The sequence below is a fragment of the Streptomyces sp. NPDC098101 genome (assembly GCF_044760185.1).
Classification (GTDB): Bacteria; Actinomycetota; Actinomycetes; order Streptomycetales; family Streptomycetaceae; genus Streptomyces.
Genome location: NZ_JBIWAS010000005.1, coordinates 109,298 through 132,676, shown reverse-complemented (window position 1 = coordinate 132,676; position 23,379 = coordinate 109,298). Strand labels below are relative to the sequence as shown.

Here is a 23,379-nt window from a genome sequence, read left to right as displayed (position 1 = left end):
ACACCGCCGGACCACCCATGGGTGCGGTCGGGACAGACGGAGAGGGCTGGATTAGCTATGGAAGAGCCGCGTCGCCTCGGCGGCCGGTACGAGCTGGGCTCGGTGCTCGGCCGTGGTGGCATGGCCGAGGTGTACATCGCCCAGGACACCCGGCTCGGCCGCACCGTCGCCGTGAAGACGCTGCGGGCCGACCTGGCCCGTGACCCGTCCTTCCAGGCCCGGTTCCGCCGTGAGGCACAGTCCGCCGCCTCGCTGAACCATCCGGCGATCGTCGCGGTCTACGACACCGGCGAGGACTACGTCGACGGGGTCTCCATCCCGTACATCGTGATGGAGTACGTCGACGGTTCCACCCTGCGTGAGCTTCTTCACTCCGGGCGCAGGCTGCTCCCCGAGCGCACCCTGGAGATGACGGTCGGCATCCTCCAGGCGCTGGAGTACTCGCACCGCGCCGGCATCGTGCACCGCGACATCAAGCCGGCGAACGTCATGCTGACGCGCACCGGCCAGGTCAAGGTCATGGACTTCGGCATCGCGCGCGCCATGGGCGACGCGGGCATGACCATGACGCAGACCGCCGCGGTGATCGGCACGGCCCAGTACCTCTCCCCGGAGCAGGCCAAGGGCGAGCAGGTCGACGCCCGCTCCGACCTGTACTCCACCGGCTGCCTGCTGTACGAGCTGCTCACCGTCCGTCCGCCGTTCATCGGCGACTCCCCGGTCGCGGTCGCGTACCAGCACGTCCGCGAGGAGCCGCAGCCGCCGAGCAACTTCGACTCCGAGATCACGCCCGAGATGGACGCCATCGTCCTGAAGGCGCTGGTCAAGGACCCCGACTACCGCTACCAGTCCGCCGACGAGATGCGCGCGGACATCGAGGCCTGCCTCGACGGGCAGCCGGTCGCGGCCGCCGCCGCGATGGGCATGGCGGCGGCTCCCGCGTACGGCGGGGGCTACGGCGGCTACCCGCCGGAGGACCAGCCGACCACGGCCCTGCGCCAGGCCGACCCGGGCGGCCAGACCGCCATGCTGCCCCCGATCAACCCGAACGACGGCGGCTACGGCTACGACGACCGCCCGGACCGCCGGCGCGGCGGCGGTCAGAAGAAGTCGAACACCTCGACGATCCTGCTGGCCCTCGCCGGCGTCCTGGTGCTCATCGGCGCGATCTTCATCGGCGTCTCAATCTTCGACAAGAAGGACGGCCCGGATCCGGTCACGGTCCCGCAGCTGGTCGGCGAGAAGCTGGACGTCGCGACGAAGCACGCCGCCAACGTGAACCTGAAGGTCCAGCAGGCGGGCACCGAGCGCTGCGAGCAGCCCACCGGCGCCATCTGCCGCCAGGAGCCGGTCGCGGACAACGTCGCGAAGCTGGCGCCCGAGAGCACGATCAAGGTGTACGTCTCCGAGGGCGCGCCGCTCGTGGAGGTCCCGGACGTCCAGGAGCAGTCCCGGGAGCGGGCCACGAAGTCCCTGGAGGACAAGGGCTTCAAGGTCAAGGTCGAGGAGGAGGAGTCCGACGCGAACCCGGGCTCGGTCCTGCGCCAGAACCCGGGCGGCGGCACCAAGGCGGAGAAGAACTCCGAGGTGACGCTCACCGTCGCGAAGAAGAAGCTGAGCACGGTCCCCCCCGTCGTGGGCAACCAGCTCGCTCAGGCCGAGCAGCAGCTGAAGGCGCTGGGCTTCGTCGTGGTCACCGAGGAAGTGGACTCCGACAAGCCCAAGGGCGAGGTCCTGGAGCAGACGCCGGAGGGCAACGCCTCGGTCGCGGGAGGCTCCGAGGTGAAGCTCAAGGTCTCCAAGGGCCCGCAGCAGACCCAGGTCACGATCCCCGACGGCCTCACGAACCGTCCCTTCAAGGACGTCAAGGCACAGCTCGAAGGCATGGGCCTGTCGGTCGTCCAGAAGGGATCGGACAAGGAGGACGCGCTGGTGGTCGCCACGAACCCGGGCGCGAACACCCCGGTCAACACGGGCTCCTCGGTGGAGGTCTTCACCGCGGGCGGCGGGATGCCCAACAACCCCGGTGACAACGGCAACGGGGACAACAACGGCGGCAACAACGGCGGCATCGGCGGTTGGTTCGACTGATCGCCCGCCCCGCTCGAAGGGAGAGCCCCGGCATCCGGAAGATCGGATGCCGGGGCTCTCCCGTACGTCGTGGCCCGGAGGCTCAGCGCAGCTCCGCCGGAGGCGTCCGGTCACGGTCGACCCGTTCCGTGCGCTCCAGTTCGCCCCAGACGATGTACCGGTAGTCCGAGGTGTACATGGGCGTGCAGGTGGTCAGCGTGATGTAGCGGCCCGGCTCGTTCTTGCCGGACTCCTTCGGGACGGGCTGGAGGACGTCCACGTTGTACTTCGTGGTCTCGGGCAGGGTCTTGTAGACCTTGTAGACGTACCAGGTGTCCTTGGACTCGAAGACGATCGCGTCCCCGGTCTTCAACTTGTGGATGTTGTGGAACTTCGCCCCGTGCCCGTCCCGGTGGGCGGCCAGCGTGAAGTTGCCCTGCTTCTCCTGCGGGAGCGCGGCCTTGATCGGGTCGGTGTAGTAGCCGGCCACGCCGTTGTTGAGGACGTCGGGGTCGGTGCCCCGCTTCACCAGGACCTCATCGTCGCCCATCGCCGGCACGTGCAGGAAGCCGATGCCGTCGCGGGTGTCGAGCGCGCCCGGGGCGTCGTCGGCCCAGTGGTCGCGGACCTGGGCGCCGTCCTGGTCGGCGGCGCGGTCGGCGAGGACGTTGGTCCACCACAGCGAGTAGAGGACGAAGAGACCGAGCACCAGGCCGGCTGTGATGAGGAGTTCGCCGAAGACACTGATGATCCCGGCCATCCGGTTGCGCGCTCGTGCCACTAGGTCGTCCCGTCGTCCCGTCCGGAGGTGTGGGGTCTCAGCCTACGAGCGCTTCGGGCTTCCCCTTGCTGCGCGGGCGTTCCTCCAGGAGCCTGCCCCACACGATCATGCGGTACGTGCTGGTGAATTCGGGCGTGCACGTGGTCAGCGTGATGTACCGGCCGGGCTCGGTGAAGCCCGAACCCTTCGGGATCGGGTCGATCACGGACACGTTGGCGGGCGAGGTCTGCGGCAGGATGCTCGCCATCTCGTACGTGTAGTACGCGTTCCGGGTCTCAACGACGATCGGGTCGCCGGGCTTCAGCCGGTTGATGTACCGGAAGGGCTCGCCGTGCGTGTTGCGGTGGCCGGCCACCGCGAAGTTGCCCTGCTTGTCGGAGGGCATCGCCGTCTTGAGGCTGCCCTCGGCGTAGTGCCCGGCCATGCCCTTGTCGAGGACCTTGGTCTTGTCGATGCCCTCGGCGATGGGGACGACGACGTCCAGCTTGGGGATGTACATGATGGCGAAGCCCTCGCCGGGCTGGAAGACGTCCGGCTCGTCCTTGTCCCCGCCCTTGGCCCAGGTGTCCTCGATCCGCTCCTTGGCCTGGTTCGTCTCCTGGCCGGCGAGGACGTTCGTCCACCACAGCTGGTAGGTGACGAAGAGGAGCATGACGACGCCGAGGGTGATGAAGAGCTCGCCGACGACCCGGCTGGCGACGACGCCGACGCTGTCCTTGGCGTCGCGGGCGGCCCGCCGGGCCTCCACCCGGGAGAGGGGCGCGGCCGGTTTCGCCGCGGCGGCGGGCGGGGCGCTCCGGCGGCTCTTCGCCCGGCCGCCGCCCTTGGCCGCACGACGGCGCTCGGCCCGCCCGGGCCCGGGGCTCTGCTCGGCCTCCGGCCCCGAAGACTCCGCGAGCCCCGCAGACCCTGCGGCTCCCGCTGCCCCCACGGCCTCCGAGGGGTCCTCGACGACCGGCAGGGCCGCCGTCACGTCCGAGCGGGTGCCCGGGGTCTCCTCGGTGCCGTACGGCCCGTAGGAGGGCTCGTAGGGGCCCTCGGGAGGCCTGGTCCCGCGGCCGGAGGACTGCTCGTGCGGGTACGACTCAGTCGGTGCGTAGGAATTGTCCGGTACGTACGGATCGGCCTGCCCGTACGATTCGGCGGGCGCGTACGGCTCCGTGGGGGCATATGGCTCCGCGGGCGCGTACGGCTCCGCGGGCGCGTACGACTCGGCAGGCGCGTACGTCTCCGGGGCCGCGTACGGGTCGGCGGGCGCCGCGTACGGACCGGCGGGCGCCGCGTACGGACCGGCGGCAGACACGTAGGGATTCGCGACGGGTGCGTACGGGTCGGTGGGCGCGTACGTGTCAGCGGGGGCGTACGGATCGGCGGGCGCGGCATACGGGTCGGTCGGCGCGTACGGCTCCGTCCCCGGCGCGTATCCGGCCTCCGGCACGTAGCCGTTCCCGGGCGCGTGCCCGTCCCCCGGTATCGGCTCCTGCCCCGGCTCGTGCGAATCCCGGAACCACGGCGAGCCCGTCGTCACGCGACGGCCTTGCCCACCACCGGCGCGAGCCCCGCCGACCGGCCGACCGCCCCCTCGTCTCCGCACTCCTCCAGCCAGTTGGCGAGCATCAGGTGGCCGTGCTCGGTGAGAACGGACTCGGGGTGGAACTGCACCCCCTCGACCGGGAGTTCGCGGTGTCGCAGGCCCATGATGATGCCGTCCTCGGTCCGCGCGGTGACTTCGAGCTCGGCGGGCAGGGCGGCGGGCTCGGCGGCCAGCGAGTGGTAGCGGGTGGCGGTGAACGGCGAGGGCAGACCGGTGAAGACGCCCCGGCCCCCGTGCGTGACGAGCGAGGTCTTGCCGTGCAGCAGCTCGGGCGCGCGGTCGACGACGCCGCCGTACGCCACGGCCATCGACTGCATCCCGAGGCAGACGCCGAAGACGGGCACGCCGGTCTCCGCACAGTGCCGGACCATGTCGACGCAGATCCCGGCCTGCTCGGGCGTGCCGGGGCCGGGCGACAGGAGGACGCCGTCGAAGCCGTCCTGGGCGTGGCCCAGCTCGACCTCGTCGTTGCGCAGGACCTCGCACTCGGCGCCGAGCTGGTAGAGGTACTGAACGAGGTTGAAGACGAAGCTGTCGTAGTTGTCGACGACGAGAATGCGCGCGCTCACTGGCCGTCCACCGTCACATCGTTGAACGGAAGCAGCGGCTCCGCCCAGGGGAACACGTACTGGAAGAGGACGTAGACGATCGCGAGGGACAGCACGATCGAGATCAGCGCCCGTACCCACGCGTTGCCCGGCAGATGCCGCCAGATCCAGCCGTACATGACGTCGACCGCCCCTTCCGTTCGTTACGGGGACCAGAGTACGGGGCGAGGGGCCCGGGAGGGGTCAGCTGTCCAAAGCCTGTGGACGACGGCCGGCCGTCCGGAACCGTTGTCCACAGCCCGTGGACGGGGCCGGGGGCGGGATCCGGTCAGTCCACCGGCTTCGCGTGGTGGAGGTCCACCGTGCCCGAGTAGCCGGGGAGGGACACCGACCGGTGCTCGTCGACCTTCCAGCCGAGCCCGTACGCCTTGACGTACAGCTGGTAGTTCCGGATCGCCGGGGAGTCGGCCAGCGCCCTGCTCAGCCGGTCCCGGTCGCCCACGGCGGTGATCTTGTAGGGCGGCGAGTAGACGCGGCCCTGGAGGATCAGGGTGTTGCCGACGCAGCGCACGGCGCTGGTGGAGATGAGCCGCTGGTCCATGACCCGGATGCCCTCGGCGCCGCCCTGCCAGAGGGCGTTGACGACGGCCTGGAGGTCCTGCTGGTGGATGACCAGGTCGTTGGCCTGCGGTTCGGGGTAGCCGGGGGCGGCCCGGGCGTTCGGCGGGGCGTCGTTGAGGGTGACGGTGAGGCCGGAGCCGGAGACCTCGGTGGTGCCGGCCGCCGCCTCGAGGGCTTCGAGCTTCTCGTCCTCCGCGCGCGTGGAGCCGTCGTCGCGGGCGGCGAGGGAGTCCACCTGGGAGCGGAGCGCGGCGGCGGACTCGTCGAGCCCGGCGTTCTTGTGGCTGCGTTCCTCGATGAGGTCGGAGAGCCTGAGGAGGGAGGCGTCCGTCCGGAGGTTGGTGCCCTTGGCGGTGTTGAAACTGGTGACGAAGATCAGTCCGGCGAGGGCGAAAACGGCAAGGGTGAGCAGCCGGACGGGGCGCCACCTCGCGGTGCGGCCCGGCCCTTCGGGAGTGCCGGCGGAATTGCTCAACGTACCCTGATCCCCTTCGGTGCCGCGGAACCACTACGCTAACGGACGCCTGGGGGACGCAGACGTCCTCCTTCGTCACATCCCGGCGCCAGCCACAGTTCCCTGCGCGGTCACGCAGCGCATCGACAGGAGAGTCCCTCGTGCCGAAGTCACGGATCCGCAAGAAGGCCGACTTCACGCCTCCGCCCGCCAAGCAGGCGACCAACATCAAGCTGACCAATCGCAGCTGGGTGGCGCCGGTGATGCTGGCGCTGTTCGCCATCGGTCTGGTGTGGATCGTGGTCTTCTACGTCACCGACGGCTCGATGCCGATCGAGTCGATCAGGAACTGGAACATCGTGGTGGGCTTCGGCTTCATCGCGGCCGGTTTCGGCGTCTCCACCCAGTGGAAGTAGCGGCGGTCCGGCCGCCCGCGACGGCGGCCTAGCGCGCGTACCGGGTGCCCGTCAAGCTCTCCCCTGAGTTTATCCACAGCGTTGTGCACAGCACTGGATAACTTACGAAGATCTGTGGATAACTCACACGGTGTTGACGCCGGTACGACCGCGCCCACCCTCGTCACGCCCTGAAGCGCCCCTCGCCTGCCTGGGAAAACACCAGGTCACAGGCGAGGGGCGCATTCTTTTTCCACGGAGCGGGAAGGGCCCGCCACACACTGTGGATAACTCTGGGGAAAGCTCGCCCGAAAGCTCATCCACAGCCCTGTGCGCTCAGGCGAGCGCGGCCGAACGGAAGAGCACGATCCCCAGGTCGAGCAGGAGAACCAGTCCACAGGCTGTGTACTGCACCAGGTCCCGGCGGGCCCGGGGCGCGTGCACCAGCGCGTACGTCACCAGGGCGCCGCCGACCAGACCGCCGATGTGGGCCTCCCAGGAGATCCCCGGACGGGTGAAGGTGAGCAGCAGCGACAACGCCACGAAGAGGACGACCGGCCGCATGTCGTGCCGCCGGCGGCGGGCGAGCACGACCCAGGCGCCGATCAGTCCGAAGACGATCCCGGAGGCGCCGAGCGAGAACTGGTTCTGCGGGGAGAGCAGATAGGCGAGCGCCGAGCCGGAGAGCCCGGAGAGCAGGACCAGGACCGTGTACCGGATCCGGCCCAGCTCGGGTTCGACGATCCCGCCGATCACCCACAGGCCCAGCATGTTGAAGAGGAAGTGCGGGATCTCCTGGTGGAGGAAGGCGGAGGTCAGCAGCCGGTACCACTCACCGTCCGCGACCCCGACCAGCTCGCCGGTCGGGAGGAGGGCGTACCCGATGAGCCCCAGGTCGTCGACGAGCCGGTCGCCCACCACCTGGACGGCGATGAAGAGCGCCAGGTTGATCGCGATGAGGATCTTGGTGACGAAACGTTCGTCCGTGGCGATCCGGCCGCCCGCGAGCGTGCGGGGCTGGTTGGCGTCGGGGGCGTGCCCGGTGCCCGAACCGCCGCGCACGCAGTCGGGGCACTGGAAGCCGACGGAGGCGGAGACCATGCACTGCGGACAGATGGGCCTGTCGCAGCGGACGCAGCGGATGCCGGTCTCGGTCTCCGGGTGGCGGTAACAGCGCGGCAGACCGGGCTGCGAGTCCATGGGGTCCCGTCCCTTCCGGCTCAGCGCTTCTCGATCACCACGGACTCGACGACCACGTCCCGGAGCGGACGCTCGGTGTGCGGATCGGTCGCGGTCTCCGCGATCGTGTCCACGACCTTCCGGCTCTCCTTGTCCACGACCTCGCCGAAGATCGTGTGCTTGCGGTTCAGCCAGGTCGCGGGGGCGACGGTGAGGAAGAACTGCGAGCCGTTGGTGCCGGGGCCGGCGTTGGCCATGGCGAGGAGGTAGGGGCGGTCGAAGAAGAGCTCCGGGTGGAACTCGTCGGGGAAGGAGTACCCGGGGTCGCCGGTGCCGTCGCCCAGCGGGTCGCCGCCCTGGATCATGAAGCCCTTGATGACCCGGTGGAAGACCGTCCCGTCGTAGAGCGGATCCGTGGAGACCGCGCCGGTGGCGGGGTGCGTCCACTCGCGCCCGCCCGTCGCGAGGTCGGTGAAGTTGCGGACCGTCTTCGGCGCGTGGAACGGCATCAGCCGCACCTCGATGTCACCCAGGCTCGTCTTGAGGATCGCGTACAGCTGCTCGGCCACGGTCGCCTTCCGTCCACATCGGGTCGCGTCAGGTCCCCCTGACTCTGCGGTGAACGATCCTCCCATGCCCCGGATGCGCGCCCCACATGCCGGACCTGGCTCCGGCGGGCATGATTCCGAAGAGGATGGAAAGGCGAAAACCTGACATCGCCACCGAGGAGGAGGAATCCCGTGACCCGCATGGACAGCGTGCGCGCCGCCACAGGTTCGGCGAAGGAGAGCGTCCTGCACGCCGCCGACGCGGTGGCACCCTACGCCGAGACGGCCAGGGACCACGCCACGCACTACGCGCACGAGGCGCGGGAGATCATCGCGCCCAAGCTCTCGAAGGCCGCCAAGCAGGCCCGTACGCAGGCTCGTACGCAGTACGACGCGTATGTCGCACCGCGGGTACCGCCGCGGGTCGACGCGGCCGCACAGCGTGCGGCGGTCAAGACCCGCCGGGCCGCCCGTCAGGCAGCCGACTACACCGCTCCGCGCGTCGAGAGCGCGGTCGCTGCGACCGCTCCGGCCCTCGAGGAGGCCGGTGCGCGTTCCACGGCCGCCTGGGCCGCGCTGCGCGGTCAGGTGACGCCGAAGGACATCCAGAAGATCGTGAGGAAGCACGAGCGCCGGGCCAGGGCCGGGCGCCTCGCCAAGGGACTCGTCGTCCTCGGCGTGGTGGCCGGCGGCGTGTTCGCCGCCTGGAAGTGGTGGGACAAGCAGTCGAACCCCGACTGGCTGGTCGAGCCGCCCGCCGCCACCGAGGTGGACGAGGAGGTCACCGTACTGACGTCCGTCGACGGCAGTGGGTCCGTCCTCGATCCCGAGGTGGAGGCCAAGGAGACCGAGGCCCGGGCCGAGGCCGCGGAGCTGGACGCCAAGGAGGAGGCCGAGCGGCGCGAAGAGGGCCGCTGACCGGAGGAGGTTTCCCGACGGGTCCCCGCCGCGTCCCGCAGGACGGCTCCGGTGTCCACCGGGTCCTGCTGTACGGGGCCGGGCCTTGCCGGGTTCTGATGGATAGCGCCGGGACCTGCTGCGGCCCGCCGGATGGTGCCGGGGCCTGCCGGTCCCCGTCGTACGAGGCCGAACCCCACGGGGTCCTGCCGGGTGTTTCGGACAGCGCCGGTACCTGTACCCACTGAGTTCCGCCGGACGGTGCCGGGTCCTGCCGGGCGGTACCGGGTCGCCGCGAGCGCTGCGAGCGCCGGGGCGTCACGGGTGAGGCGCGGGGAGTGCACGTCGTGGTCTTCCCGCGCCCTACGCCGCCGAGGCGAGCGCCAGCTCCGTCAGCGCGACCGGGTCGCTCTCGGCCGCGGCGGGCACGGACGACCGCTGGCGCGCGGCGGGGGAGGAACCGTGGGCCTCGGCGGCGATGCGCTGCTTGATGGTGGGCGGCAGGGACCGGTCCCCGACGAGCGGCCACCGGTGCGCCCGCTGTGCCGGTACGGAGGCGGACGCGCGCTCCCCGGCGGCGGCGGAGGTGTTCGCGGCGGCGGAGGCGGCCGGCTCCTCGGGCTGCTGCACGGCGGGCTGCTGGGCCGCGGCGGCGGTGCCCGTCAGGCCGACGGAGGCGAGCAGGGCGAAGAGGACGGAGATGAAGGCGGCCCAGAACTGCTTGACCTTGGCGGTGGCCATGATCCCTCACTTTCGTGATGTTCTCGGATGGTTCATTTCGGGTTGCGCGCTTTACATACCTTCCTCATGATGTGGCTGCGCCCCGGAATGGCACGGAGCGACGCCGCCCGCGCGCAGTTCTTCGGATGAACACCACTCGTACGGATCAGCGGGCGGCTTCCGCCCACCGCACGGCGGGCCCGGTCGCCGCCCCCGCGACCAGGAAGACCCCGCCCAGGAGCAGCCACCCCGGCACGCCCCACCCGATGAGCAGCGTGGTGACGAGCAGCGGCCCGAGGGTGCGGGCGACGGGGACCCCGGTGCCGTAGAAGCCCTGGTACTGGCCGATCCGGTCGTCGGGGGCCAGCGCGAAGCCGATCTGCCACGAACCCGCCGAGTGCCGCATCTCGGCGAGGACCTGAAGCACGGCCCCGAGGACGAGCACCGCCGCCGCGACCCCCGCCCCGGTGCCCCGGCCGAGCCCCGACAGGGCGAAGACCGCGCACGCGGCGCACATGACCGCCCCCGACCACCGCACCGCCCGCGCGGCCGAGGCCAGGTCCGTCACGGACCGGGCGGCGCGGACCTGGAAGAGCGTCACCGCGCCGGTGTTGAGGACGAAGAGCGCCGACACGGTCCAGCCGGGCGCCGCCGTCCGCTCCACGATCCACAGCGGCAGGGCGAGGCTGAGGAGCGGCATCCGCAGCAGCATCAGGGCGTTGAGGAGGGTCAGGAGCGCGTACGGCCGGTCCCGCAGCACCGCGAGCCCCGGCCCCTCGCCCGGCGTCCCCGTGGCCGGGGCCACCGCGGGCAGCCGGGCGAGGACCAGCGCGCAGCCCAGGAACGCGACCGCGTCCAGCGCGAACACGGCGAGGTACGCGGTCCGCGTCCCGGCGTGCAGCGCGAGCCCGCCGAGCGCGGCCCCCACGGCCAGCCCGCCGTTGAGGACGGCCTGGAGCCGGGCGAGCACCCGCGTCCGCGCGGCCGGCCCGACGAGCCCGGCGAGCAGGGCCTGCCGGGCAGCGGCGAGCCCGCTCTGCGCCGTGGCGTACGCGACGGCCGCGCAGAGGAACGGCAGGAAGGACCGCAGGACGAGGAAGCTCCCGACGGACGCGGCGGTGGCCAGGGCGAGCAGGACGGCGGTCCCGCGCGGCCCCCGCCGGTCGGCCAGGTGCCCCAGCGGCACCCCGGCGACCGATCCCACGGCCCAGGCGACCGCGAGCCCGGCCCCGATCTGCGGCGCGGAGAGTCCGACGATCCGCGTGAAGTAGAGCGCCGAGGAGACGTAGAAGGCCCCGTCCCCGACCGCGTTGACGAACTGCGCGACCACCAGCGCGCGGGGCGCCCGTCCACCGTTCCCGGACCCGCCCGACCCGGGCCCGTACGCCCCGGACCTCTGCGGCTCGGGCCCGCACGCCCCGGCCCCCTGCGGTCCTGGCTCGTACGTCCGTCCCCGCGCGTTCGACTCGTTCGCCATGGACACGACGCTAGGTCCGGGTGGCCCACCATTCCTGGTCCATTGACGCCCCTCGCGCCTGGGCCACTCGGGTCCTTGATCACCCAGCGCCACGGCCCCGGCCCCCGCCGGAGACGCGAAAGACCCCCCTGGCCCGCGCTTCCGCAGGTCAGGGGGGTCCGTCCGGAGTGGAGCCTAGGGGAGTCGAACCCCTGACATCTGCCATGCAAAGACAGCGCTCTACCAACTGAGCTAAGGCCCCGGAACGAGGACAGCGTACCGGGTCACCCCCCATCTCCGGCAAAAGGATTGGGACTCCCGGTCCGCGACCACGCTCCGTAAGATGCTGACCGAGGTTCGCAGTGGCGAACCGCAGGGATGGGGAGAAGTGATGGACGCAGCGCAGCAGGAAGCCACGGCCAGAGCCAGAGAGCTTCAGCGCAGTTGGTACGGGGAGCCGTTGGGGGCGCTCTTCCGTCGGCTGATCGACGATCTCGGGCTCAATCAGGCCAGGCTCGCGGCCGTGCTCGGGCTCTCCGCGCCCATGCTGTCCCAGCTGATGAGCGGCCAGCGGGCGAAGATCGGCAACCCGGCCGTCGTCCAGCGCGTCCAGGCCCTCCAGGAGCTCGCCGTGCAGGTCGCCGACGGCAGCGTCAGCGCCGCCGAGGCCACGGACCGGATGGAGGAGGTCAAGAAGTCGCAGGGCGGCTCGGTCCTCACCGGCTCGGGCCAGACCGGCAACGGCTCCGGCGCCCCGACCGTGCGCCGGGTGGTCCGCGAGATCCAGTCCCTGCTGCGCTCCGTCGCGGCCGCGGGCGACATCATCGACGCCGCCGACTCGCTCGCCCCGGCCCACCCGGAACTGGCAGAGTTCCTCCGGGTGTACGGCGCCGGGCGCACCGCGGAGGCGGTCGCCCACTACGAGTCGCACCAGAACTGAGGGGTCCGGCGGCCGGCCGGGCCCGCGGAGAGTCGAAGCGACGGGGAGCGGGCGCAGCGCGATGGGTGAGGTCTTCGCCGGACGGTACGAGCTGATCGACCCGATCGGACGGGGCGGGGCGGGCGCGGTGTGGCGGGCCTGGGACCACCGGCGCCGCCGCTACGTGGCGGCCAAGGTGCTGCTCCAGAGCGACGCCCACACCCTGCTCCGCTTCGTCCGCGAGCAGGCGCTGCGCATCGACCACCCGCACGTCCTCGCCCCGGCCAGCTGGGCCGCCGACGACGACAAGGTCCTCTTCACCATGGACCTGGTGGCCGGCGGCTCCCTGGCCCACGTCATCGGGGACTACGGCCCGCTGCCGCCCCGCTTCGTCTGCGTCCTCCTCGACCAGCTGCTCTCGGGGCTCGCCACGGTGCACGCCGAGGGGGTCGTCCACCGGGACATCAAGCCGGCCAACATCCTCCTCGACGTCACCGGGACCGCACGGCCGCACCTGCGGCTCTCCGACTTCGGCATCTCCATGCGCAAGGGCGAACCCCGGCTCACCGAGACCAACTACGTCGTGGGGACGCCCGGCTACTTCGCCCCCGAGCAGCTCCTCGGCGCCGAACCCGACTTCACCGCCGACCTGTTCGCCGTCGGCCTGGTCGCGCTCTATCTGCTCCAGGGCCGCAAGCCGGACTCCCAGGCCCTGGTCGAGCACTTCCTCACGCACGGCACCCCGAGCGCCCCCGAGGGCATCCCTGAGCCCCTCTGGCAGGTCCTCGCGGGGCTGCTCCAGCCCGATCCGCAGGCCCGCTTCCGTACGGCCACGGGGGCGCGCAAGGCGCTGAGCGCCGCCGTCGAGATGCTGCCCGAGCCGGCCGCCGACGAGGAACCGGTCGAGATCTTCGACCAACTCGGCCCCTTGCCGCCGGGCTTCGGCCCCGAAGGCCCCACGAATCCCGCAAGTCCCATAAATCCCGCGAACCCCACGAGTCCTGCAGGCCCCACGAGTCCCGCGGGTCCCGCGAACCCCACCAGCCCCACGACCCACCCCGCGCAGGACCACCAGGACCACCAGGGCACCCAGGCCGCCTCCGCGACCGCCGCCCCCGGCACGCCCACGGCTACCGACCCCGGGCGCCCCGTCCCCCCGCCCGTACCGGCCCAGGAGCGGCCCGCCGGGCCCGTACACCCCGTACCGCCCCCGCACCCGGCCGCCCCAGCCGTCGCCCCGGCCGCCCCGCCTCCGCCCAGCCCCTCCGAGACCGGCAGCTTCCACCTCCCCCCGCCGGTCGCGTATCCGGCCCCCTCGGGGTCCCCGTACGGGCAGGCCCCCACGAACCCGTACACCGCCCAGCCCGTCCAGGCGCCCGGCCCCTACGGGTACCCCCAGCCGGTGACGGCCCCCGTGCCCGCCCCCGTACGCCGTCCGGGACCGCCCCCGAAGGTCGCGGTCCCGGTGCTCCTGCTCGCGCTCGTCTGCCTCGCGGTCGGCTTCTGGGCCCTCACTCAGGTCTGAGGGGTCACGCCGCCGTCCTCCGCGCGATCAGCGTCCACGCGCCGAGGCCGAGCAGCAGCACCGTCCCGGTGCCGATCCCGGCCGTGGCGACCAGCCGCATGACGTCGCCGCGCTCCGCCTCCTCGGCCGCCTGCGCCCCGTTGGACCCCTTCTCGGCCGCCCGCCTGTCGTCGGGGGTCACGGCGAACGGGCCGGGGTCCCCGTCGTAGCCGGGTCCGGCCTTCGCCGCGTTCAGCACGTTCACCCGCAGCGTCAGCGGCACCGGCCCGTCGCCGTACTCCGCGGCGAGCTCCGGGCTGAGCGTGGCGGACAGGTAGTACCAGCCGGCGAACCGCATCCCGCTCGTGGCCTCGGTGTACGAGGTGCGGTTCTCGTGCGCCACCGGCCGCTGCGGCCCGAGCGCCAGCGTCGCCTGCTTCCCGCTGTAGCCGACGGTCTCGTCGGCGACGTGGCCGAGCGCCGGGTTGTCGAGGGAGAGCACCAGCGCGTTGGAGACGTAGTCGTCGCCCTTCGCGCTGCTGCCCAGTTCGGCGGTGGCGAAGAACTGCTGTCCCCAGTCGAGGGGGACCCGGTAGAAGAGGGTCTGTCCGGGCCGGATGTCGGCCCGCCACTCGCCCTGCGTCAGCGAGGCCGCGTCGTAGACCCCCGAGCCGCCCTGCCGGGGCTTCGGCTCGCCCGTCAGGGGCGGGGGCGTGGCGGACGGCCAGGCCTCCGGAAGCTCGGTGGGCCCCGCCTTCTTCAGGAGCGGCTCGGACAGGTGCCGGATCTCCAGCTCCCAGTCGGCCGGGTCGGAGTCCGCCTTCGTGGTGCGCTCGACGAGCACGTAGTAGTTCCCCGGCTGCTGGCAGCTGGACGTGTCCGGGTTGACGATGCGGCGGGCGTACGCGGCGAGGGGGCGGGCGTACTGCGCCGAGGAGAAGCGCGCCTGCTGGTAGCCGCACTCGGTGCCGGAGTTGTCCTGGATGCTGACCTTGAAGCCGTCGCCGTAGTCGACCTTGGCGCCGGGCCTGGGAACGGCGACCACGGAGACGTACGTGTTCCGCTTCCCGTCGAGGACGACCCGGTAGTAGACCTTGCCCTCCTTCTTCAGCGTGTCGCGGTAGGTCCGCCCGGCCTCCAGCGGCCGCGCGTCCGAGCTGGAGGCGGCGCCCGGGACCCGCTGGGCGGTGGAGTCGAAGGCGTACGGCGGAAGCGCCTCCCCGTCGGCGGCCCGGGCCTGGGCGGGCGGCCCCGCCACCGCGCCCACCGCCGCCGCGGCCGCGATCAGGGCCCCCGCCCTCCTGCCGGTGCCGGCCCGCTTCTTCACGCGCTCCCCCTCATCGCTTGCTCTTCACGTGGGCAAGCAACATATTCGCCCAGGCAAACCGCCGACAGGGCCGGGTGGGATCCGGACGGCCCCGGAACAGAGTGAAGCCCCGGCCGCACAAGTGCGGCCGGGGCTTCACCCACAGACGGTCTTCGTCTCAGACACCCGAACCTGCGGGCACGGAGTCGGTCGCCTCCGTCCACAGATCCTGCTCGGCGCGATCCGCCTGGATCTGGCGGTACACGAGGAGCCCGCCGATGGCGGCCAGTGCGACCAGGAGAAGCTTCTTCACCGCGCGACCTCGTCTTTCGTTGACGTAGGAGACTTCTGACGCCCACTCTACACAGCGACCGATACCGATCGGTGACCTGTGCGAGTTTCAAACCCACGACGTCCCCGATTCACTCCGGGGCTAAAGAGAATCGGCCCGGACGGATGAACCGTCCGGGCCGATCGAAAATGTGGGGCTAACAGGATTTGAACCTGTGGCCTCATCCTTATCAGGGATGCGCTCTAACCAACTGAGCTATAGCCCCGCCGCGCTTTGCGGTGTGTGTCCCGCGCGCTGACTCCTGAAGATTAGCGCACGTGGGGGCCAGTCCCAAAATCCGTTGTCAGGACCGGCCCCGCGCGTCCCGTCCGGCCGCTACTCGTCCTCGGCCAGCGTCAGCTCGACGCCGCCCACGAAGCCGGCCGACAGGTTGTAGATGAACGCGCCGAGCGTCGCCAGGGCGGTCATCAGGACCACGTCGATCACGGCGATCACCGAGGTGAACATCAGTACCCGCGGCAGCGAGAGGAACGACTGCAGGTCGAAGCCGTTGGACTCGTTCGAGCCCGTGGCCTCGCTGATCGTCCCGCCGACCGTCGAGAAGACGCCCATGGCGTCCATGACCATCCACAGCACCGCCGCGGCCACGACCGTGCAGATGCCGAGCGCGATGGAGAGCAGGAAGCTCACCTTCATCACCGACCACGGGTCGGCCTTCGCCACCCGCAGCCGGGCCTTGCGCGTCCGGGGCGTCGTGCGCGCGCCCGTCCGGGGCCGGCGCACGGCCCCGGTCTGACCGCCCGCCGTGCCGCCCGTCGTCGGGGCGCCGTACGCCTGCGGCGGGTGGTACGGCCCGCTCGCCTGCCCACCGGCGCGCTCGCCGGGCAGCGGCCCGTTGTAGCTGTCGTACGAGGGCTGCTGCCCCCGAGTGTCCGTCACCGCAACCCCCTGGGAGTCCGTGGCGGAACCACGGGCGCCGCTCGCGCCGGCACCTGCAGAAGAAGCTCCGGCGGCCGCAGATCCGGCGCCCGTGGCTCCACTCACGCTCTTACTCCTCGTGCTCCCCGGCCGAGGGCTCCGTGCCCTCGGCTGTCCCGACCTCGACCACCGCGGCCTCGGTCACCTCGACACCGCCCTCGACCTCGTCGGCGTCGTCGATCTCGTCGTCGGCGTCGCCCGCCTCGGCGTTCCGCGCGATGCCGACGACGGCGTCGCGCTTGCCCAGGTTGATCAGCTGGACGCCCATGGTGTCACGGCCGGTCTCCCTGACTTCGTTGACTCGCGTACGAATCACACCGCCGGACAGCGTGATGGCGAGGATCTCGTCCGTCTCCTCGACCACCAGCGCGCCCACGAGCGAGCCGCGGTCCTCCACGATCTTGGCGGCCTTGATGCCGAGGCCGCCACGACCCTGGACGCGGTACTCGTCGACGGGGGTGCGCTTCGCGTACCCGCCGTCGGTCGCGGTGAAGACGAACGTACCCGGCCGGACGACATTCATCGAGAGCAGTTCGTCGTCCTCGCGGAAACTCATGCCCTTGACACCCGAAGTGGCGCGTCCCATCGGACGCAGCGCGTCGTCCGTGGCGGTGAACCGGATGGACTGCGCCTTCCTGCTGATGAGCAGCAGGTCGTCCTCGGCCGAGACCAGCTCGGCGCCGATCAGCTCGTCGTCCTCGCCGTTGTCCAGCGCGCGCAGGTTGATCGCGATGACGCCGCCGGAGCGGGGCGAGTCGTAGTCCTTCAGCGCGGTCTTCTTCACCAGGCCGGCCTTGGTGGCGAGCACCAGGTACGGCGCGGCCTCGTAGTCGCGGACCGCCAGGATCTGGGCGATCTGCTCGTCCGGCTGGAAGGCGAGGAGGTTGGCCACGTGCTGGCCGCGGGCGTCCCGGCCGGCGTCCGGCAGCTCGTACGCCTTGGCCCGGTAGACCCGGCCCTTGTTGGTGAAGAAGAGCAGCCAGTGGTGGGTGGTGGAGACGAAGAAGTGGTCGACGATGTCGTCCTGCTTCAGCTTCGTGCCCCGCACGCCCTTGCCGCCGCGCTTCTGCGAGCGGTAGTCCTCGGTCTTCGTCCGCTTCACGTAGCCACCGCGCGTGATGGTGACGACGATGTCCTCCTCGGCGATCAGGTCCTCGATGGACATGTCGCCGTCGAAGGGCACGAGCTTGGAGCGGCGGTCGTCGCCGAAGCGCTCGACCAGCGCGGCCAGCTCCTCGCTGACGATCGTCCGCTGCTTCTCGGGCGAGGCCAGGATCGCGTTGTACTCGTTGATCTTCGCCTGGAGCTCGTCGTGCTCGGCGACGATCTTCTGGCGCTCCAGGGCGGCGAGCCGGCGGAGCTGCATCTCCAGGATCGCGTTGGCCTGGATCTCGTCGATGCTCAGCAGGTCCATCAGGCCGGCGCGGGCGACCTCGACCGTGTCGCTGCGCCGGATCAGCGCGATGACCTCGTCGATCGCGTCGAGGGCCTTGAGGAGGCCGCGCAGGATGTGGGCGCGCTCCTCGGCCTTGCGCAGCCGGAAGCGGGTCCGGCGGACGATGACCTCGATCTGGTGCGTCACCCAGTGGCGGATGAACGCGTCGAGCGAGAGGGTGCGCGGCACGCCGTCGACGAGCGCCAGCATGTTGGCGCCGAAGTTCGACTGGAGGTCGGTGTGCTTGTACAGGTTGTTCAGGACGACCTTGGCGACGGCGTCGCGCTTGAGCACGATGACCAGGCGCTGGCCGGTCCGGGACGAGGTCTCGTCGCGGACGTCGGCGATGCCGCCGATCTTGCCGTCCTTCACCAGGTCGGCGATCTTCTGCGCGAGGTTGTCCGGGTTGGTCTGGTACGGCAGCTCCGTGACCACCAGGCACTGGCGGTTCTGGATCTCCTCGACCTCGACGACCGCGCGCATCGTGATGGAGCCGCGACCGGTGCGGTACGCCTCCTCGATGCCCTTGCGGCCGACGACGAGCGCGCCGGTGGGGAAGTCGGGGCCCTTGATCCGCTCGATGAGCGCGTCGAGCAGCTCCTCGTGCGAGGCCTCGGGGTGGGCCAGGTACCACTGGGCGCCCTCGGCGACCTCGCGCAGGTTGTGCGGCGGGATGTTGGTCGCCATGCCGACCGCGATGCCGGCCGAGCCGTTGACGAGCAGGTTCGGGAACCGGGCCGGCAGGACCGTCGGCTCCTGGTTGCGGCCGTCGTAGTTGTCCTGGAAGTCGACGGTCTCCTCGTCGATGTCCCGGACCATCTCCATCGACAGCGGCGCCATCTTGCACTCGGTGTAGCGCATGGCGGCGGCCGGGTCGTTGCCCGGGGAGCCGAAGTTGCCGTTGGAGTCGACGAGCGGCAGCCGCATCGACCAGGGCTGGGCGAGGCGGACGAGCGCGTCGTAGATCGAGGTGTCGCCGTGCGGGTGGTACGTGCCCATGACGTCACCGACGACGCGGGCGCACTTGTAGAAGCCCTTCTCCGGCCGGTAGCCGCCGTCGTACATCGCGTAGAGCACGCGCCGGTGGACGGGCTTGAGGCCGTCCCGCACGTCGGGCAGCGCGCGGGACACGATGACGGACATCGCGTAGTCGAGGTACGAGCGCTGCATCTCGGTCTCGAGCCCGACGGGCTCGATCCGCAGCACGGGCTCCTGCTCTTCGGTGGTACCGGAGGTGTTTTCGTCGGCCATTGCTGGTCGTCAGTCCTTTCGTACGGTCAGCGGGGACCGACTCAGATGTCGAGGAAGCGGACGTCCTTGGCGTTCCGCTGGATGAACGAGCGGCGTGCCTCGACGTCCTCGCCCATCAGCACCGAGAACAGGTCGTCGGCCTGGGCCGCGTCGTCCAGGGTCACCTGGCCGAGCACCCGGTGCTCGACGTCCATGGTGGTGACGCGCAGCTCCTCGGCGTTCATCTCGCCGAGGCCCTTGAAGCGCTGGATCGAGTCCTCGCGGATCCGCTTGCCGTTCTGCTTGCCCAGCTCGACGAGCGCGTCCCGCTCCCGGTCCGAGTAGGCGTACTCGAAGTCGTCCCGGCCCCACTTGATCTTGTAGAGCGGCGGACGGGAGAGGTAGACGTGACCGGCCTCGACCAGCGGGCGCATGAAACGGAAGAGGAAGGTCAGCAGCAGGGTGTTGATGTGCTGGCCGTCGACGTCGGCGTCCGCCATCAGGATGATCTTGTGATAGCGGAGCTTCTCGATGTCGAAGTCCTCGTGCACGCCGGTGCCGAAGGCGGAGATCAGCGCCTGGACCTCGGTGTTCTGCAGGATCTTGTCGATGCGGGCCTTCTCGACGTTCAGGATCTTGCCGCGGATCGGCAGGATGGCCTGGTACATCGGGTTGCGGCCGGACTTGGCCGAGCCGCCGGCGGAGTCGCCCTCGACGATGAAGATCTCGCACTTGGACGGGTCGTTCGACTGGCAGTCGGAGAGCTTGCCCGGCAGGGACGCCGACTCCAGGAGGCCCTTGCGGCGGGTCAGGTCGCGCGCCTTGCGGGCGGCCACGCGCGCGGTGGCGGCCTGGATGCCCTTGCGGATGATGTCCGCGGCCTCGTTCGGGTTGCGGTCGAACCAGTCCGTCAGGTGCTCGTGGACGACCTTCTGCACGAAGGTCTTCGCCTCGGTGTTGCCGAGCTTGGTCTTCGTCTGGCCCTCGAACTGCGGCTCGCCGAGCTTGACCGAGATGATCGCGGTCAGACCCTCGCGGATGTCGTCGCCCGTGAGGTTGTCGTCCTTCTCGCGGAGCAGCTTCTTGTCGCGCGCGTACTTGTTGACCAGCGTGGTCAGCGCGGCGCGGAAGCCCTCCTCGTGCGTACCGCCCTCGTGGGTGTGGATCGTGTTCGCGAAGGAGTACACGCCCTCGCTGTACGAGGAGTTCCACTGCATCGCGATCTCGACCGAGAGCAGGCGCTCCTTGTCCTCGGCCTCGATGTCGATGACGGTGGGGTTGATCAGCTCGCCCTTGCGCGAGTTGAGGTACTTCACGAAGTCGACGATGCCGCCCTCGTAGTGGTACGCGACCGTACGGGCGGGCGCCTCGGCGGCGGCCTCGGCGTCCGGGTCGTCGGCGCCGACCGTGGCCTTCGCGGACTCGCGCTCGTCGGTGAGCGTGATGGTGAGGCCCTTGTTGAGGAAGGCCATCTCCTGGAAGCGGCGCGAGAGCGTCTCGAAGGAGTACTCGGTGGTCTCGAAGATGTCCGGGTCGGACCAGAAGGTCACCGACGTGCCGGTCTCCGAGGTCGCCTCGTGCTGGGCGAGCGGGGCGGTCGGGACGCCCATCTTGTAGTCCTGCGTCCAGCGGTGGCCGTCCGTCTTGATCTCGACGGAGACCTTGGTGGACAGGGCGTTCACGACGGACACGCCGACGCCGTGCAGACCGCCGGAGACGGCGTAGCCGCCGCCGCCGAACTTGCCGCCCGCGTGCAGCACGGTCAGGACGACCTCGACGGCTGGCTTGCCCTCGGAGGCCACGATGCCCACCGGGATGCCGCGGCCGTTGTCGACGACGCGGACGCCGCCGTCGGGCAGGATCGTCACGTCGATGGTGTCGGCGTGGCCGGCCAGGGCTTCGTCGACCGAGTTGTCGACGACCTCCTGCACCATGTGGTGCAGACCGCGCTCGCCGGTCGAGCCGATGTACATGCCAGGGCGCTTGCGCACCGCATCCAGGCCTTCGAGGACCTGGATGTTGCTGGCGGTGTACTGGTTGTTCTCGTTGGGGTTGCCGGAATCGGCCACGAAGCGCCCTTTCTGGCACAGCACAGGCCGTTCTCCGGGCATACGGGAGCGGCTGCGTCGTTCGACATGTTCCGCAGGGTGGCGGGATTGTCTTCCAGTCTACCGGTAGCGCCGACACTCATGGGGGTTTGCCGGTACCTGAGTCCGCATGTGCCGCCCTGAGCGGGAGCGAGACGACTCCCCATATCCGGATAGGGGCTCCAGAGCCCTCTGACGGCCACCCAGCGCTTCGGCCCGTAGCGGGGCGTGGGCGACGGTGGCCCAACGTTGTCAACGCGTGATCTTGGACGTCGTGGGGCGGGGGGTGGTTCCGGGGCGGGGGTGTGATCCGCTGCGGCCGCGGAGGCGCGGCCGGCCTCGCTGTGGGGCCCCTTGTCGTGGGCGCACGATCCGCCCGTCGTGCGTGGGCGATGCGCTGCCCGCCTGCCCGTCGCGGGCACACGATCTGTTCCCGTCGCGGGGAGGCTCTCCGTTCCCGACACCGGGACGCGCCCCGGCCCGTCGTGGGCATACGTTCCGCAGGGTGGAACGGGTGGGCACGGCATCACCGGTGCGGCGCCCTTCCCCTGTACCTGTACACGCGCCCGCGCGTACCCGCGTACCCGCGTCACGGGAACGAGGCCCCGAAGGGCCCCGCGCGGAGGAGAACCGGCCGCCCGGCGCCCTAGCCGTACGTGTCGCCGGGGCCCACCGATCCCGGCGCCCGCAGCGGTCCGTACCCCCGTCTCGGCGCCCCCGGTCCCAGCACCTTGATCAGCCGTACCGTCCCGTGCCCCAGGTCCTCGTTGAGCCGTGCGACGAGCTTCGGCGCGAGGAGCCGCAGCTGCGTGGCCCACGCGGTCGAGTCGCACTGCACGGTCAGCACCCGCGCGTCCGGCTCGTCGTCGAACCGCACCGGTACGCAGTGCTTCGCCAGGTCCTCGCCGACGATCTGCGGCCAGCGGCCCATGACCCCGCCGACCGCCGCCGGCGTCTCCCAGCCCCGCTCGGTGATCAGCCGGTTGATCGCGGCGCCGAGCGCCATCGGATCGCGCCCGTCGGCACGCGCGCCGGACCGCAGCCCGCCCCCGCGCCGGGCCTGCTTCTTCTGCTGAGCGGCCGCGCCCCGCGCCTTCGCCTGCTCCTTGGCGGCACGCAGTGCCACCCGGGCGAGGTCGACGCCCGAGGCCTCGGGGACCGGGGTTCCGGAGGCCGCCGGACCGTCCACAGGCTGGGGAAAGTTTTCCTCGCTCATGCGCGCTCCCCGGTCATACGCGTTCCACCGTCCCGCCGGCCACCCCGTACCGCGCCCCGGCCAGCACGCCCGGCACGTCGTCGTCCACAGCGGCCGTCACCAGGACCTGCTCGCCGTGCGCCACCAGCTCCGCGAGCCGCTCGCGCCGGCGCGCGTCCAGCTCGGCGAAGACGTCGTCGAGGACGAGGACCGGCTCGTTGCCCTCGGCCCGCAGCAGGTCGTACGAGGCGAGCCGCAGCGCCAGGGCGTACGACCAGGACTCGCCGTGGCTCGCGTACCCCTTCGCGGGCAGGTCCCCGAGCTTGAGCAGCAGCTCGTCCCGGTGCGGTCCGACGAGCGTGACGCCCCGCTCGATCTCCTGCTTGCGGACCTCGGCGAGGGCGGCGAGCACCTGCTCGTACAGCTCCTCGCGGGTGCTTCCGGGGCCCGGCGCGGAGGGCCGGTACTCCAGGAGGATCGGCCCGCCGCCGGGCGCGAGCTGCTCGTACGCCTTGTCCGCGAGCGGCTGCAGCACGCCGATGAGGTCGAGCCGCTGGGCGAGCAGCTCGGCGCCCGCCCGCGCCAGGTGCTGGTCCCAGACGTCCAGGGTCGACAGGTCCATGCCCCGCCCGCCGTGCCGCCGGGCCATCGCGGCCGACTTCAGGAGCGTGTTGCGCTGCTTGAGCACGCGCTCGTAGTCGGCGCGCACGCCCGCCATGCGCGGCGCGCGCGCCGTGATCAGCTCGTCGAGGAAGCGCCGGCGCTCGCCGGGGTCGCCCTTCACCAGGGCGAGGTCCTCGGGCGCGAACAGCACGGTCCGTACGATCCCCAGTACGTCACGCGGCCTGACCTGCGAGGACCTGTTGATACGGGCGCGATTGGCCCGGCCCGGGTTGAGCTCCAGCTCGATCAGCTGGGAGCGCTCGCCCTGGGTGACGGCGGCCCGGATCACCGCGCGCTCGGCCCCCATCCGGACGAGCGGGGCGTCGGAGGCGACGCGGTGGCTGCCGAGGGTCGCGAGATAGCCGACGGCCTCGACCAGATTGGTCTTGCCCTGGCCGTTCGCGCCCACGAAAGCGGTGACGCCCGGGTCGAGCGGGACCTCGACCCGGGCGTAGGAACGGAAGTCGGCCAGCGACAGATGCGTGACGTGCATGGTTGGGCGCCGAC

The 23,379-nt window shown here is 71.2% G+C and carries 21 protein-coding genes and 2 tRNA genes; 5 read left to right on the top strand and 18 right to left on the bottom strand.

Annotation, left to right across the window (positions count from 1 at the left end):
- Window positions 1–57: 57 nt before the first annotated feature.
- Window positions 58–2,091 (top strand): Stk1 family PASTA domain-containing Ser/Thr kinase, encoded by a 2,034-nt coding sequence (gene pknB / locus ACIQVI_RS23455; RefSeq protein WP_403598998.1) that lies wholly within the window; start codon window positions 58–60, stop codon window positions 2,089–2,091.
- Window positions 2,092–2,173: 82 nt separating this feature from the next.
- On the opposite strand, the gene ACIQVI_RS23450 is transcribed toward pknB, so the two are convergent.
- From ACIQVI_RS23450 to ACIQVI_RS23430, 5 genes are all read right to left on the bottom strand, one after another.
- Complete coding sequence (locus ACIQVI_RS23450; protein ID WP_403598995.1) at window positions 2,174–2,851, bottom strand: class E sortase; 678 nt, start codon at window positions 2,849–2,851, stop codon at window positions 2,174–2,176.
- A gap of 37 nt (window positions 2,852–2,888) precedes the next feature.
- Complete coding sequence (locus ACIQVI_RS23445; protein ID WP_403598992.1) at window positions 2,889–4,379, bottom strand: class E sortase; 1,491 nt, start codon at window positions 4,377–4,379, stop codon at window positions 2,889–2,891.
- Window positions 4,376–5,014 (bottom strand): aminodeoxychorismate/anthranilate synthase component II, encoded by a 639-nt coding sequence (locus ACIQVI_RS23440; RefSeq protein WP_403598989.1) that lies wholly within the window; start codon window positions 5,012–5,014, stop codon window positions 4,376–4,378. The genes ACIQVI_RS23445 and ACIQVI_RS23440 overlap by 4 nt, the downstream gene beginning before the upstream one ends.
- Window positions 5,011–5,172 (bottom strand): hypothetical protein, encoded by a 162-nt coding sequence (locus tag ACIQVI_RS23435; RefSeq protein ID WP_107091943.1) that lies wholly within the window; start codon window positions 5,170–5,172, stop codon window positions 5,011–5,013. The genes ACIQVI_RS23440 and ACIQVI_RS23435 overlap by 4 nt, the downstream gene beginning before the upstream one ends.
- Window positions 5,173–5,321: 149 nt before the next feature.
- A complete protein-coding gene (locus tag ACIQVI_RS23430) occupies window positions 5,322–6,089 on the bottom strand; it encodes a DUF881 domain-containing protein (protein ID WP_351969790.1) in 768 nt (255 codons plus the stop codon).
- 140 nt (window positions 6,090–6,229) lie between these two features.
- Here ACIQVI_RS23430 and crgA point away from each other — a divergent pair, with 140 nt between their 5' ends.
- On the top strand, window positions 6,230–6,484 hold the full coding sequence (gene crgA, locus ACIQVI_RS23425) for a cell division protein CrgA (RefSeq protein ID WP_306329356.1): 255 nt from the start codon (window positions 6,230–6,232) through the stop codon (window positions 6,482–6,484).
- 315 nt (window positions 6,485–6,799) lie between these two features.
- On the opposite strand, the gene ACIQVI_RS23420 is transcribed toward crgA, so the two are convergent.
- Both ACIQVI_RS23420 and ACIQVI_RS23415 read right to left on the bottom strand, forming a co-directional pair.
- Window positions 6,800–7,663 carry a rhomboid family intramembrane serine protease gene (locus ACIQVI_RS23420; RefSeq protein WP_403598984.1) on the bottom strand — a complete coding sequence of 288 codons (864 nt, stop codon included), beginning with the start codon at window positions 7,661–7,663 and terminating at the stop codon, window positions 6,800–6,802.
- Between the two features lie 20 nt (window positions 7,664–7,683).
- On the bottom strand, window positions 7,684–8,211 hold the full coding sequence (locus ACIQVI_RS23415) for a peptidylprolyl isomerase (protein WP_383405545.1): 528 nt from the start codon (window positions 8,209–8,211) through the stop codon (window positions 7,684–7,686).
- A 171-nt stretch (window positions 8,212–8,382) separates the two neighbouring features.
- Between ACIQVI_RS23415 and ACIQVI_RS23410 the strand changes: the two genes are divergently transcribed.
- Window positions 8,383–9,108 (top strand): DUF5324 family protein, encoded by a 726-nt coding sequence (locus ACIQVI_RS23410; protein WP_351969787.1) that lies wholly within the window; start codon window positions 8,383–8,385, stop codon window positions 9,106–9,108.
- Window positions 9,109–9,450: 342 nt separating this feature from the next.
- Here the strand turns inward: ACIQVI_RS23410 and ACIQVI_RS23405 are convergent, their stop codons facing one another.
- From ACIQVI_RS23405 to ACIQVI_RS23395, 3 genes are all read right to left on the bottom strand, one after another.
- Window positions 9,451–9,828, bottom strand: a complete 378-nt coding sequence (locus ACIQVI_RS23405; RefSeq protein ID WP_403598980.1) for a DUF6344 domain-containing protein — start codon at window positions 9,826–9,828, stop codon at window positions 9,451–9,453.
- 145 nt (window positions 9,829–9,973) lie between these two features.
- The gene (locus ACIQVI_RS23400) at window positions 9,974–11,284 is read right to left on the bottom strand and encodes an MFS transporter (protein ID WP_403598977.1); all 1,311 of its coding nucleotides are present in this window, start codon (window positions 11,282–11,284) and stop codon (window positions 9,974–9,976) included.
- Window positions 11,285–11,452: 168 nt separating this feature from the next.
- A tRNA-Ala gene (locus ACIQVI_RS23395) sits at window positions 11,453–11,525 on the bottom strand.
- A 129-nt stretch (window positions 11,526–11,654) separates the two neighbouring features.
- Between ACIQVI_RS23395 and ACIQVI_RS23390 the strand changes: the two genes are divergently transcribed.
- Both ACIQVI_RS23390 and ACIQVI_RS23385 read left to right on the top strand, forming a co-directional pair.
- A complete protein-coding gene (locus tag ACIQVI_RS23390) occupies window positions 11,655–12,203 on the top strand; it encodes a DNA-binding protein (protein WP_121829125.1) in 549 nt (182 codons plus the stop codon).
- Window positions 12,204–12,264: 61 nt separating this feature from the next.
- Entirely contained in the window at window positions 12,265–13,707 is a 1,443-nt protein-coding gene (locus tag ACIQVI_RS23385) for a protein kinase (protein WP_403598974.1), read from the top strand.
- Window positions 13,708–13,711: 4 nt separating this feature from the next.
- Here ACIQVI_RS23385 and ACIQVI_RS23380 read toward each other — a convergent pair whose 3' ends face one another.
- The 8 genes from ACIQVI_RS23380 to recF form a co-directional block, all read right to left on the bottom strand.
- The gene (locus ACIQVI_RS23380) at window positions 13,712–15,013 is read right to left on the bottom strand and encodes a hypothetical protein (protein WP_403598971.1); all 1,302 of its coding nucleotides are present in this window, start codon (window positions 15,011–15,013) and stop codon (window positions 13,712–13,714) included.
- Between the two features lie 157 nt (window positions 15,014–15,170).
- Window positions 15,171–15,305 (bottom strand): DLW-39 family protein, encoded by a 135-nt coding sequence (locus ACIQVI_RS23375; RefSeq protein ID WP_003958712.1) that lies wholly within the window; start codon window positions 15,303–15,305, stop codon window positions 15,171–15,173.
- A gap of 170 nt (window positions 15,306–15,475) precedes the next feature.
- Window positions 15,476–15,549, bottom strand: a tRNA-Ile gene (locus tag ACIQVI_RS23370).
- A 110-nt stretch (window positions 15,550–15,659) separates the two neighbouring features.
- Entirely contained in the window at window positions 15,660–16,223 is a 564-nt protein-coding gene (locus ACIQVI_RS23365) for a DUF3566 domain-containing protein (RefSeq protein ID WP_351969782.1), read from the bottom strand.
- A 109-nt stretch (window positions 16,224–16,332) separates the two neighbouring features.
- Window positions 16,333–18,948 (bottom strand): DNA gyrase subunit A, encoded by a 2,616-nt coding sequence (gyrA, locus tag ACIQVI_RS23360; RefSeq protein WP_351969781.1) that lies wholly within the window; start codon window positions 18,946–18,948, stop codon window positions 16,333–16,335.
- Window positions 18,949–18,989: 41 nt separating this feature from the next.
- The gene (gyrB, locus tag ACIQVI_RS23355; protein WP_351969780.1) at window positions 18,990–21,020 is read right to left on the bottom strand and encodes a DNA topoisomerase (ATP-hydrolyzing) subunit B; all 2,031 of its coding nucleotides are present in this window, start codon (window positions 21,018–21,020) and stop codon (window positions 18,990–18,992) included.
- A 640-nt stretch (window positions 21,021–21,660) separates the two neighbouring features.
- Window positions 21,661–22,230, bottom strand: coding sequence for a DciA family protein (locus ACIQVI_RS23350; protein ID WP_351969779.1), 570 nt, complete (start codon window positions 22,228–22,230; stop codon window positions 21,661–21,663).
- A gap of 13 nt (window positions 22,231–22,243) precedes the next feature.
- On the bottom strand, window positions 22,244–23,365 hold the full coding sequence (recF, locus tag ACIQVI_RS23345) for a DNA replication/repair protein RecF (protein ID WP_351969778.1): 1,122 nt from the start codon (window positions 23,363–23,365) through the stop codon (window positions 22,244–22,246).
- Window positions 23,366–23,379: the final 14 nt, after the last annotated feature.

Bases quoted from the DNA above. Each gene is read 5' to 3' on its own strand.
- ACIQVI_RS23385 (WP_403598974.1), top strand. From the start codon at position 12,265: ATGGGTGAGGTCTTCGCCGGACGGTACGAGCTGATCGACCCGATCGGA.
- gyrA (WP_351969781.1), bottom strand. From the start codon at position 18,948: ATGGCCGACGAAAACACCTCCGGTACCACCGAAGAGCAGGAGCCCGTG.
- ACIQVI_RS23350 (WP_351969779.1), bottom strand. From the start codon at position 22,230: ATGAGCGAGGAAAACTTTCCCCAGCCTGTGGACGGTCCGGCGGCCTCC.
- recF (WP_351969778.1), bottom strand. From the start codon at position 23,365: ATGCACGTCACGCATCTGTCGCTGGCCGACTTCCGTTCCTACGCCCGG.
- ACIQVI_RS23435 (WP_107091943.1), bottom strand. From the start codon at position 5,172: ATGTACGGCTGGATCTGGCGGCATCTGCCGGGCAACGCGTGGGTACGG.
- ACIQVI_RS23405 (WP_403598980.1), bottom strand. From the start codon at position 9,828: ATGGCCACCGCCAAGGTCAAGCAGTTCTGGGCCGCCTTCATCTCCGTC.
- ACIQVI_RS23400 (WP_403598977.1), bottom strand. From the start codon at position 11,284: ATGGCGAACGAGTCGAACGCGCGGGGACGGACGTACGAGCCAGGACCG.
- ACIQVI_RS23390 (WP_121829125.1), top strand. From the start codon at position 11,655: ATGGACGCAGCGCAGCAGGAAGCCACGGCCAGAGCCAGAGAGCTTCAG.
- pknB (WP_403598998.1), top strand. From the start codon at position 58: ATGGAAGAGCCGCGTCGCCTCGGCGGCCGGTACGAGCTGGGCTCGGTG.
- ACIQVI_RS23420 (WP_403598984.1), bottom strand. From the start codon at position 7,663: ATGGACTCGCAGCCCGGTCTGCCGCGCTGTTACCGCCACCCGGAGACC.